The following is an 11,758-nucleotide window of genomic DNA, read 5'->3' on the forward strand; positions in this document are numbered from 1 at the left end:
GAGGGAGAACTATGATTCAAACAAAAACAATCTTTACTGTCCATTCGCCAGCAACTATTGTATATGGACGAGATGCCTTTGAGGAAGTTAGGGTGTATGCAAAAAAATTAGGGAATAAAGCACGTATTATAAGTGACCCTATTATGGATAGCTTAGGTTTTGTCAACCAATGTCGCACATATTTAAAGGCGCAAGGATTGGAAGCTGTGTCATATTTGGGTGTAACAACAGAGCCAGTAGATACGTATGTTGCTGAAGGACAAGATGTTTTGCAAGCTGAAGACTGTGATGTCATCATTTCGGTTGGGGGTGGAAGTTGTATTGACACTGGGAAAGCGATTGCTGTTGTGGCGACTAATGGTGGCTATATAGGCGATTATATAAAAATGCAAAAAATCGCAGACCAAGCACCTATCCCTCATATTGCAATCCCGACTACAGCAGGCACTGGCTCTGAGGCAACGGATGCAACAGTTATTACAAATACGCAAAATGATGTAAAAATGATGATCAAGCAACCCGCCTTTATGCCTACCATTGCAATTGTTGATCCCGTATTAACGGTTACCTCTCCCCCTGCTATTACTGCAGCGACTGGTATTGATGCTTTGAGCCATGCGATTGAGAGTTATTTATCTCGCTTAGCACATCCCTATTCGAATGTGCTAGCATTATCAGCGATGGAATTAATCGTCAATAATCTGTTTAGGGTATATGAACATGGTGATGATCTTGATGCTCGGGAGGCCATGTCGCTAGGCTCCTTGCAGGCAGGCCTATCGTTCTCTAATGCGTCTGTTGCTTTAGTGCATGGAATGTCTCGACCAATTGGAGCTTTATTCCATGTACCTCATGGAATATCCAATGCTATGCTTTTACCAGTAGTTTTGGAGTTTTCTAAGGATGCCTGCATTCATCAGCTTGCAGACCTCGGCGAATTTTTCAATAAGGATGGTAGATTATTATCGAAGGAAGAGCTTGCAGATCTAGCGATAATTTCTATTAAAGAGATGTGTAAAAAAATGGGCATCGGTAATTTAAAACAATGGGGAATTGAGGAAGATGCCTTTTATGCGGCTATCCCAAAAATGACCGTTGATGCAATTGCTAGTGGAAGTCCAGGCAATAATCCTAAAATACCTACAGAAGATGAGCTAAGAGAACTTTATAACATAGCCTATCATTATGAGTTTTAGTTAATCAAGTGATTGAGAGAGTTTTAAATTAAATGCTGAATGACGAACTATTCAAGAGTCTTGAATGGTTCTTTTTATGTAAAAGAACAATTTCCCCTGACTATTTGCAGAATTAATATGACATATCCGAGAAAATATAGTAATATTTATATGAATCATCATTCATTTTTGTGAAGGGGGAAATGGTATGTTGCAGGGGAAAACAATTATTATTACGGGTGGATCTAGTGGAATGGGGCTATATATGGCTAAGAACTTTGTTGCCGAGGGAGCGAATGTTGTTATCACAGGCCGCAATGAAGAACGTTTAGCAGAGGCAAAGGCCTTTATTTTAGAGGCTGGAACTTCAATTGAGACTTTCCAAATGGATGTTCGAGTTCCAGAGCATGCAGAGGCGATGCTAGCATTTGCTGTTGAAAAATTTGGACAGGTTGATGGGCTTGTGAATAATGCTGCTGGCAATTTTATCGTACGCGCGGAAGACTTATCACCGAATGGCTGGAAGGCTGTTGTTGATATTGTGTTAAATGGTACATTCTTTTGTTCTTCTGTTGTTGGTAAGTATTGGATTCAGAATAATATAAAAGGATCCATTTTGAATATGGTGGCAACTTATGCATGGAATGCTGGCGCTGGCGTTGTTCATTCAGCGGCTGCTAAAGCGGGCGTTTTATCGTTAACGAGAACACTAGCTGTTGAATGGGGAAAACAATACGGGATTCGAGTGAATGCAATTGCACCAGGTCCAATTGAGCGTACAGGTGGTGCAGAAAGGCTTTGGGAGTCAGAGGCTGCAGCTGCTCGTACATTAGATTCTGTACCATTAGGTCGTACAGGAACCCCTGAAGAGATTGCTGACTTGGCAACATTCATGCTGTCTGCTAAAGCTAGCTATATGAATGGTGAATGTGTGACGCTTGATGGTGGACAATGGCTTAATCAGTATCCATTCTAAACAAAATAATTTGCATAATGAAGAGTCGGATTGACGCATACTAAGGGTAAAGAAAGGAGTTTTGCCAATGGGTATGTGGTTAATACCGGCTCTTATTGCCATTACAATCATTTCCGTTATTTCTTTTGTGTCAACACTAAGGATTGCGAAAATGACCTCTGAACGAAAGTCTGAAAATGATACACCAATTTCAGAAACGGTTGAAGAGTATGCAACAATGCTAAATCCTATTGTATGGGTTTATCTCATTTTTTTACTTTTTTTAGGTGGTATGATTTTTTATTACTGGAGTCAGGCAGGCTATTAAAATTGGTATCTTCATTCAGATGCATGTCTGAATGAAGGTCCCCATTTTACGACTTAGTTTAGTTCAAAACATTAAAATCATTCGTGGTTCTTTAAAAACTCTTCTCTACCTTGTCGTGGTCATAAAAGGAAAAGTTATGATATGATAAAAAGGAAGCACCCTGTTCTTCATAGTAAGAACAGTAAAGGAGAAGAAGTTCATGATTTCAACTAACAGCAAAGACTTATTAGCAATGCCAATTAGTGATTTTATTATTTCATCTGAAAAGGTTGCACATGTACAAAGTGGGAATAGTGCAGAGCATGCACTCCTTGTACTTACACGTACAGGGTATTCGTCGATACCTGTTTTAGATTTGAAATACCGACTTCAAGGGCTACTAAGCATGAAAATGATTACAGAATCCATTCTTGGACTCGAACATATTGAATATGAAAAGCTTCCTGATATTAAAGTGGATACAATTATGGAGAAAGATATTGCCGTATTAAAGTTAACAGATACTTTTCAGCGGGCTCTCGATTTAGTGATTAATCATGCCTTTTTATGTGTTGTGGACGAAGAAGGTACATTTGCAGGGATTTTAACGAGACGTGTGATTTTAAAGCAATTGAAAAAATATATTTATCTAAAAGAGTAGTAGGGTAAGAGGGGGACTCAGATGAAAATCATGAGACCCTCTTTGCTTGTATTGGAGGTTTACTGATTGATGGCAACAGAAGCTGAAATCTTAAAAGTATTAGCTGAGGAACGCAATATGCGAAAGGCAGCAGAACGTCTTTTTTTATCCCAACCAGCGCTTTCTCAACGTTTGCAAACGATTGAAAAGGATTGGGGAGCACAGCTATTTATTCGTTCGCAAAAAGGATTGACGGCAACACCTGCTGGAGAGCTAGTGATTGGCTATGCCACAGAAATGCTAAGTAAAAAAGAAGAGATTTTTGAAACAATCCAATCATTGACAACAAAAGTAAATGGGACATTGAAAATCGCCTGTGCTTCGATTGTTGGGCAAAACTGGCTACCTAAAATATTGAAGGATTTTGTAGCGAAATATCCTGAGGCGAAGATCTCGCTTATGACAGGCTGGAGCTCTGAAATTGTGAAAGCACTGTATGAAGGAGAGGCTCATGTGGGGATTGTTCGTGGACAGGTTGATTGGAAGGGAGAAAAAATTCATCTTTTTCGGGATACCCTTTATTTAGTTGATAAGGAATTAAAAACAATTGAAGATGTACTTTCTACAGAGCGACCTTTTATTCAATTTAAAAGTGATTCTAATTATTATCAGGAAATTCAACAATGGTGGCAGCAGCATTTTGCTTCAAATCCTAGACGACAAATTTTGGTTGATCAAATTGAAATCTGTAAACAAATGGCATTAGACGGCATTGGTTATGCAATTTTACCCTCCATCACTTTAAATGATCATGATGGTATTAATAAAATAGCTCTTACAAATAATGAAAAAGAATTTGGTTTAACGCGCGATACATGGTTAATAGGGTATGAGTCCTCATTTGAATTGCGGCAAGTAGAGGCTTTCGTCGAAGTGGTACAAGATCATGCACGATGCTTGTTTGATTACTTGAAATAGAAAAGATAAAGGCAATCTAAAGTAATAGCGAAATTACTTTCTGGATTGCCTTTTTAATTCTTAAGAGTTTATGAATATTCATGAAGATGTCATAAGAAATGGAACAAAATTCAATTTTAAACGTATAATTATGTAACCATTAATATTTATAGACAAAAAAGGGGTTGAGCTTTTGAAAAAAACGAATATCACGGCACTCGTATTCCTATTTATGCTTGTTATTAGCTTTCTTCTACCTGTAGAGCAGGCAAAAGCAGCTGCAACGTTAGAGGTACAAGCTAAGGTAGGAATTACAGGAAAAGCAAAATATCAATCACTAGTGCCGCTTCAAGTAACCGTAAAAAATAATGGTGCAGATTTTTCAGGAGATATGGCTATTAATGCTTCTAGCTCCTATGCAGCTGCATCCGCACTAGTATTGCCGATTGATATTGCAGCAGGAGAAGAAAAAACATTTGATTTTTATTTAGATGGTTTAGCTGATTATTCAGACGCAGATTTATTTGCCTTTTATGAGGGAAGCATTGAAAAGGGGAAAAAAGTTGATTATAAAGGAACAAAACGAATACAAGGTAACTTTTTAGATCCCTCTTCTGTATTTATTTATACGCTAACAGATAAAAGTGATCGCTTATCAGCATTTTTACGCCTGTCTCAATTTGCTGCTCAAAACAATGTTGAAGTTTTTAATTTAAAGCAAATAAAAAATTTTACATTACCTGAAGATGCGCAAGGCTTTGCGATGGCGAACATTATTGTCATCGATGAAATTGCCATCGCTGATCTATCGGAAAAACAACAACAGGCTTTATTTAAATGGGTACAGGACGGCGGTACTTTGTTAGTGGGAGCTGGTGATCAAGTAAATGCAACAGCCGGCATATTTAAGGATCATTTACCACTCACATTATCACAGCAATTGACAACCGTTTCCGCAGATAGCTTATCAAAAATATCAGGTGGGGGTATTTTTTCACAACCGATATCTGTTTTTGCAGCAACTGGAAATGAAGGAAGTTCACCGATATTAACAGACAATAATACCCTTCTAGCATCTAAGAAAAAGATTGGTAGTGGAGAAATTATTCAAACTGCCTTTTCATTAGGAGATCAACCGCTCGCTTCAATGGATGGCTATGCAACATTAGCAGCAAAATTACTGGATATTCAAAGTCTTTCTCAGCAAGGTATGATGGGGCGCGGTCAGTCAACAATGGATCGACTGTCTTATGAACTGAATGATGTAAACGAAATATTCCCATCCTTCGAAGTATCTGTAAGCTATATGTTAATCGTTATCATATTATATATTTTAATTATTGGACCGATTTTATATTTTATCCTAAAGAAAATAGACAAGCGTGAACAGGCATGGTGGATAATTCCAATTATGTCAGTTGCGTTATCAATTGTTTTGTTCATTTTCGGTGCGAAGGATCGAATTGTACAGCCACAAATTCAGCAATCAGCATTTTTTAAAGTGAATGAAGATAGTAGTTTAAATGGCTATTATGTAGAATCCCTACTAACAAACAGAAGTGGTAATTTTGTTGTGAATGCAGATAAGGATACTAGTGCATTTGCGCTTCGTCGAAATAATGGTTTCACAGGAACAAGTGGAAATTTACATGAATCATCTTACATTAAAGAAAATGCAAATGGCTCTACTTTAACTTTACGTGATTTAAACTATTGGTCCGTTCAATCCTTTGCAGGAAAAACATCGGCGCAAAACATTGGCAAAATGGATATCGATCTAACGTTAAAAAATGAAAAATTAACAGGGACAATTAAAAATAATTTTCCGTTTGCTTTAAAGGATATTACCTTAATCTCTGGTATTAAAGAAGTTAAGCTGGGCGATATAGAGGCGAATGGAACTCTTAAAGTAGATAAAGAGTTTACGGCGACTGTTCTTCAAAAGCCATCTACATTTACGAGCTACAATTATAATTATCCATCGAAGAAGGAAGAAGTAAATCCACTACGAATTGAGCGGATGCAAACTTTAGCACTGCCACTAGTTGAAAATGATAAGAGACCTGTTATAACTGCATGGGCTGAACAAGCCATTGCTGGTGTGGAGCTTGAAACAAGTGCCAAGATGTCACCTATTTCTTATTTTATTCAGCCGTTTGATGGCAAAGTAGAGTTATCAGGGCCATTTACGATGAAACGTAATAACTTTTCGTATTCAGTAAATCCTCAATCCGCTAATGCGTATTACGATAAAATAGATGAACAATTAAATAATTGGTATATGTCAGATGGATTATATGAGGTATCCATTGCAATGCCAGATAACTTTATGAGTTCAGTTCAAACATTAAATGAACTAACTGTTTCAAATAAGGATGTTAAGCGTATGCAATTGTCGATTTGGAATAATGAAACGAAAAATTATGAGCCATTAGTAGATACAAAACAAGTATTTACAGAGAACATATCAAAGTATTTCAATGAAAATGGCGAGTTGCTTATGGAGATTAAATTTGGGCCAGATCAAACAGGTGAGCAAACAAAATTACCAGATGTAGAGCTGAAGGGAGTGGCGAAAAATAATGATTGAAATTCGTGATTTGACGAAAAGATATGGCTCCTTTACAGCTTTAGATCATCTAAATCTAACATTAGAAGAAGGCGTTGTTTTTGGATTTGTTGGTGCTAATGGAGCAGGGAAATCCACTACTTTCTCGATATTAGCGACCCTGTTGTCTCCAACTTCTGGCGATGCACTTATTAATGGAAAGAGTGTCATTAAAGAACCAAAAGAGGTACGAAAGCAAATTGGCTATATGCCAGATTTCTTTGGTGTGTATGATCAATTAAAGGTGGATGAATATTTAGATTTCTATGGTGCTAGCTATGGAATAGGTGCTGCTGAACGAAAGGTCCTTATTCCACAGCTACTTGAACTTGTGAATTTAACAAGTAAACGTTATGAATATGTAGATTTATTGTCGCGTGGGATGAAGCAACGTCTATGCCTAGCACGAGCTCTTATCCATGACCCAAAGGTATTAATATTGGATGAGCCTGCCTCGGGATTAGATCCACGTGCACGAGTAGAAATGCGAGATATTTTACGAAATCTAAAATCAATGGGCAAAACGATATTAATTTCCTCGCATATTCTACCAGAGCTTGCAGAAATGTGTGATGAAATTGGCGTTATTGATAATGGAAAGCTTATTGCTCATGGAAATGTCTCTTCCATCCAGGCCCAGCTACAAGGTGAGAAACGTATTGTTATTAAGGTTACAGATCGAGTAAATGAGGTACGTGCTTTCTTAGAGGAGGACCCTTTAATCTCCTCGATAGATGTAATAGATAATCGCCTAGAAATAGCCTTTAATTATCGAGGAACAGATGCAGATCAAGTAGCACTCTTAAAAAAGGCAATGCTAGCGAATTTACCTATTTTTGCATTAAGTGAAGAGGAAAAAGATTTAGAGGATGTCTTTATGGCGATTACGAAGGGAGCGGACAATCAATGATGGAACGATTTTATAATCCGGTACTCGTAAAAGAATTGAAGTTACGCTTCCGTTCTTTTAAAAGCTTCTCAGGATTGATGTTTTATTTAGCAGTACTTTGTATTTTTATAGCAGGATTTCTTCTATTAACGACTGGATTCACCGGTAGAGGCTTCTTTAGACCAGATACAAGCTTTATGATGTTTGCTGTATTAACTATTTTGCAGATGGCTCTGGTCCTATTTATTACACCGAGCTTGACTGCTGGTGCCATTAGTAGTGAAAGGGAAAAGCAAACATTAAATATTTTACTAACAACAACACAAAGCTCTACACAAATCATTATTGGTAAACTTCTCTCTTCAGTAGCATTTTTAGTATTAATGCTAATCGCAGGGCTACCTTTATATAGTTTAGTATTTTTATTTGGTGGGGTATCACCATCTCAGTTAATTTCAATATTTTTATTTTATCTAGTAACAGTAGTTGCAATAGGTAGTATTGGGGTAATGTTTTCAACCATTACCAAAAGAACAATCGTTGCCATGATTGCAACATATGGTTCAATTATCTTCTTAGGTGGTATTACAGCATTTTTCTTCTTTTTAACAATGGCCTTCCATCAGTCCGGGAATACCATAGGCACGAATACCTCCTATATGACATATTTCTGGGCGTCCATTAACCCAGGTGCATTGATGTTAACACTTATTTCACCAGAAATGGGAGACGCGCTTAGCGAACTTTCAGGCGTCAAATTACCTGTTTGGATTACGTATTTAATAGCGTATATCTTGATTATCGTTTTATGCCTAACAATCGCCATTAAAAAATTACGTGCTAACATGAAAAGTAACCGATGAGGAGGAAATCTTATGAAGCGTCGTAAGCAACTACGAAAATATATTCATCGTGCAAAGACGAGTTTAACAGTTGAAAGAAGTATTCCCATTGCACAATACGGTCTGTTTTTTGCTTTGCTTTCGAGTGCTTCTCTTGTCCTCGTCTCCAGATTATTTGTATGGCCATTTTACAGACAAACAGCATTAATAGTCTTTTTTGTGGTTGTACTAGCGTCAGGCATATTTATGTGGTGGAAGCGTGCTAAAGAAAAGGAAGCATTGCATAGACTGGATGATTATTTTTTACACAATGAACTAGTGACAGCCTTATCGTTTCAGGATGATAAGGATCCACTTATACAATCACTGCTCACAAAAGCGGTACAAAACGCTGAAACATCCTTTACAAATTTTAAAGCGAGAAAAAAACTTTTATTCCGTCCAAAGGCACTAAGTGGAATTTTTGTGTCGACCATTGTACTGGCAATTTTATATTTGTTTCCATCAGCCACACAAATGGAAGCCATTGAGGTAGAGCAAGAAAAGGCTGTTATCGAGGACGTTAAGAAGGAAGTTGCCAAGCTTGAGAAAAAGGCTCAAACAAAAGACGTGAAAGAGCAGCTAAAAGAATTACAAAATACGTTAAAAGAGGCAGAAACGGCTGAAGAAGCATTACGGGAAGTCGTGAAAAAACAAAAGGAGTTTGCCTTAAAGGAGCAGCAATTAAAAGACAAGCAAACGACTAGCCAGGATGGTAACACGGAAGGCAATCGTTTATCGGAGGAAGATGTTGAGCAGTTGAAGGAGCTTGCCCAAATGCAGCAAGAGCTAACACAAAATGCTAATGCTACTCAGACAGCGATGAGCAAGCTTGGAAAACCAGCAAGCAATACATTGCAAAATGCTATTGCGAGTGCCAATAATGCTAATAACAGTCAGCAAAGTAATGCCAATTCGAGCCAAAATCCATCGGGGAATTCACAGTCAAGCAATCAACAAGGGCAGTCAAGCCAGCAAAGCCAAAGTAATTCTCAAAGTAATTCCAAGCAGTCAAGCAATAGTCAGGGACAAGGACAAGGTCAGGGTCAAGGACAAGGACAGGGACAAGGAAAAGGACAGGGTCAAGGACAAGGACAGGGACAAGGAAAAGGACAGGGTCAAGGACAAGGTCAGGGTCAAGGACAGGGTCAAGGACAAGGTCAGGGTCAAGGACAAGGACAAGGGGCAGGAACGGGCCAGGGTAGTCGTTCTTTATTAACGACACCAAATCGAATTGGAGGCTCAAGTGAGACATCAGTGGACGGTGGTGCATTAGGAGAGGGCTCACATGTATCAGAGCAGCAAGGAAATGGACCAATAACTAAGGGAACTATCCGTCCATATGAAGAAGTAATAGGGTCCTATAAGGATAGCTATATTGAGAGCTCAGAACGATTACAATTACCGAAAGATTTACAAAACGTCGTGCAATCTTATTTCACGTCAATAGAGTCGCAGTAGGAGGAAAAGAAATGGCATTTACAGAGCAACAGTATGTTGAAATGAGTATGAAATTGCAGCAGGTGAAGGAAGAAATTCATCGCTTTATTGTCGGTCAAGAGGAAGCAATCGACTATACATTGTACGCGGTTCTAGCTGATGGTCACGCATTACTAGAGGGGCTACCGGGCTTAGGAAAAACGATGTTAATTCGTACAATTTCTGAGGTACTTGATTTATCGTTTTCACGTATTCAATTTACACCTGACCTTATGCCAGCAGATATAACCGGAACAAGTATGATTGAACGTACAGCAGACGGTAAACAGCAGTTTACATTCCAGCCAGGTCCGATTTTTAGTCAGATGGTGTTAGCCGACGAAATAAATCGTGCAACACCTAAAACTCAAAGTGCATTGCTTGAGGCTATGGGAGAAAAGACGGTTACGATTTTAGGGGATACAAAAAGGATGGCTAAGCCCTTTTTTGTGCTAGCTACGCAAAACCCGATTGAGATGGAGGGAACTTATCCATTGCCTGAGGCGCAAATGGACCGTTTTCTATGTAAAATACTTGTACCCTATCCTGAGAAAAGTGAGCTAATGGAAATTATGAAGCGTACAACAGGTGCTCAGGAAATTGGCCTACAAAAAATAATGAATACAGAGGCACTTATTGAGGCACAGCAAATGGTAAAGGAAATACTGGTTGCTGATGAAATGCTTGAATTTGCAACGGACTTAGTTGTCGCTACACATCCTGAAAGAGTCGATGCTATTGACGAGGTCAAGCAATATGCGATGTATGGTAGCGGTCCACGTGGTTTGCAAAGCTTAATAAAGCTAGCGAAGGCAAGAGCACTCATGAATGGGCGCTTCCATGTTTCTGTAGCCGATATTAAATCTGTAGCGAAGCCAGTATTACGTCATCGTATGCTGCTGAATTATGAAGGGGAGGCTTCAGGAAAAACAGCGGACGATGTGATTGATGTTATTTTAGAAAAAGTACAGCAAGGTGTTAGCAAGTGACGCAAAAAATACTATTACCTGAAGATTGGTTAGCGAAAATTAGTCGCTTCCAATTAGCGACGGCCTCCAAATTGCGAGGGCAGCATAAAGGCTCGCACCGTTCGCAGCGCTTCGGGGCATCACTCGATTTTTCAGATTTTCGTGAATATCACTTAGGTGATGATGTACGGCAGGTCGATTGGAACGTATTTGCAAGAACGGATAAATACTTTATAAAAAGATTTTTAGATGAACAAGAGATGCGTGTACACATTTTGCTAGATACCACTAAATCCATGGGGGATGATACTAAATGGACATTTGCTCGTCAAATTGTTGCTTCTCTTGGGTTAATGGTGCTTGGTCGTGATGATCGTTTATCCTTTTCTTTTGTACAAGATGAGATGAAACCACCATTTCGCCGTAAAGGCGCCATGTATCGACGCGCTTTTTTACAAGTCATAACGGAAATACAAGAAGCTGATTACACAGGAAGCTTTGCACAGGGAGCTTTAAGAGCATTACCAAAAGATAGTACAGTGCTATTTATTGTTACAGATGGACTAGAGTCAATTGAGGAATGGGAGCAACTGTTAAAAAGATTACCACGGTATGCTGGTGATGTCCGTATACTACAAATTGTCACGGAGGAGGAGCTCTCTCCTAATTACACGGGTGATGTCCGCCTATTAGATCGTGAGACTGGCAAAGATGTCAACGTCACAATGTCCTCTAAAGTTTTAGACGCATATACGTCACGACGTTTATTACATGAAGAGGAATTCGAAGCTATTTGTCGACGCTTTGGTGTTCGAAAATTACAGCTTAAAGTGGAGGATGGATTACAGCATGCCATCTTTCAGCAATTATTAAAAGCACATTGGATTAGGTGAGGTGAG

General features: G+C 38.7%; 11 protein-coding genes. All 11 read left to right on the forward strand.

Going from position 1 to position 11,758, the window contains the following annotated elements:
* Positions 1-11: 11 nt before the first annotated feature.
* The 11 genes from AC2CGN_RS16445 to AC2CGN_RS16495 all read left to right on the forward strand — a co-directional run bounded on the left by AC2CGN_RS16445 (position 12) and on the right by AC2CGN_RS16495 (position 11,752).
* On the forward strand, positions 12-1,196 hold the full coding sequence (locus tag AC2CGN_RS16445) for an iron-containing alcohol dehydrogenase (protein ID WP_484514968.1): 1,185 nt from the start codon (positions 12-14) through the stop codon (positions 1,194-1,196).
* A 187-nt stretch (positions 1,197-1,383) separates the two neighbouring features.
* Positions 1,384-2,151, forward strand: a complete 768-nt coding sequence (fadH, locus tag AC2CGN_RS16450; protein WP_484514970.1) for a 2,4-dienoyl-CoA reductase — start codon at positions 1,384-1,386, stop codon at positions 2,149-2,151.
* 67 nt (positions 2,152-2,218) lie between these two features.
* Complete coding sequence (locus AC2CGN_RS16455) at positions 2,219-2,458, forward strand: short-chain dehydrogenase (protein ID WP_283870965.1); 240 nt, start codon at positions 2,219-2,221, stop codon at positions 2,456-2,458.
* Between the two features lie 199 nt (positions 2,459-2,657).
* Positions 2,658-3,098 carry a cyclic-di-AMP-binding protein CbpB gene (gene cbpB, locus AC2CGN_RS16460; RefSeq protein WP_054770762.1) on the forward strand — a complete coding sequence of 147 codons (441 nt, stop codon included), beginning with the start codon at positions 2,658-2,660 and terminating at the stop codon, positions 3,096-3,098.
* A gap of 69 nt (positions 3,099-3,167) precedes the next feature.
* Positions 3,168-4,055 carry a transcriptional regulator CcpC gene (gene ccpC / locus AC2CGN_RS16465; protein WP_283872744.1) on the forward strand — a complete coding sequence of 296 codons (888 nt, stop codon included), beginning with the start codon at positions 3,168-3,170 and terminating at the stop codon, positions 4,053-4,055.
* A 172-nt stretch (positions 4,056-4,227) separates the two neighbouring features.
* A complete protein-coding gene (locus tag AC2CGN_RS16470) occupies positions 4,228-6,624 on the forward strand; it encodes a hypothetical protein (RefSeq protein WP_484514973.1) in 2,397 nt (798 codons plus the stop codon).
* Positions 6,617-7,552: an ABC transporter ATP-binding protein gene (locus AC2CGN_RS16475; protein WP_484514975.1), complete on the forward strand. Its 936-nt coding sequence runs from the start codon at positions 6,617-6,619 to the stop codon at positions 7,550-7,552. Before AC2CGN_RS16470 ends, AC2CGN_RS16475 begins: the two co-directional genes overlap by 8 nt.
* Positions 7,549-8,394 (forward strand): ABC transporter permease, encoded by an 846-nt coding sequence (locus tag AC2CGN_RS16480; RefSeq protein WP_283870968.1) that lies wholly within the window; start codon positions 7,549-7,551, stop codon positions 8,392-8,394. The genes AC2CGN_RS16475 and AC2CGN_RS16480 overlap by 4 nt, the downstream gene beginning before the upstream one ends.
* Positions 8,395-8,406: 12 nt before the next feature.
* Positions 8,407-9,873, forward strand: coding sequence for a hypothetical protein (locus tag AC2CGN_RS16485; protein WP_484514977.1), 1,467 nt, complete (start codon positions 8,407-8,409; stop codon positions 9,871-9,873).
* An 11-nt stretch (positions 9,874-9,884) separates the two neighbouring features.
* Positions 9,885-10,880, forward strand: a complete 996-nt coding sequence (locus tag AC2CGN_RS16490) for an AAA family ATPase (protein WP_054770763.1) — start codon at positions 9,885-9,887, stop codon at positions 10,878-10,880.
* Positions 10,877-11,752, forward strand: coding sequence for a DUF58 domain-containing protein (locus AC2CGN_RS16495; RefSeq protein WP_429980471.1), 876 nt, complete (start codon positions 10,877-10,879; stop codon positions 11,750-11,752). The genes AC2CGN_RS16490 and AC2CGN_RS16495 overlap by 4 nt, the downstream gene beginning before the upstream one ends.
* Positions 11,753-11,758: the final 6 nt, after the last annotated feature.

It is taken from the genome of Lysinibacillus sp. DFXJR4 (assembly GCF_057196045.1).